The following is a 252-nucleotide window of genomic DNA, read 5'->3' on the forward strand; positions in this document are numbered from 1 at the left end:
GGCGTCCCCTAGGGGACTCGAACCCCTGTTACCGCCGTGAAAGGGCGGTGTCCTAGGCCACTAGACGAAGGGGACACGCTACCCGGAACACATGGTGTGTGTTTCGGTGTCCAGATCCGCCTCCGAAGAGTGGGTTCTGGTTTCACTCAGCCCCGCCCGAAAGCAGTGCTGTTTAAAATTGGAGCGGGAAACGAGACTCGAACTCGCGACCCCGACCTTGGCAAGGTCGTGCTCTACCAACTGAGCTATTCC

At 59.1% G+C, this 252-nt stretch carries 1 tRNA gene; it reads right to left on the reverse strand.

Annotated features, from left to right (window positions below):
- Positions 1 to 2 precede the first annotated feature (2 nt).
- Positions 3 to 75, reverse strand: a tRNA-Glu gene (locus HU765_RS26680).
- Positions 76 to 252 lie beyond the last annotated feature (177 nt).

The sequence above is a fragment of the Pseudomonas sp. SWRI81 genome, assembly GCF_014268545.1.
Taxonomy (GTDB): Bacteria; Pseudomonadota; Gammaproteobacteria; order Pseudomonadales; family Pseudomonadaceae; genus Aquipseudomonas; species Aquipseudomonas hamedanensis.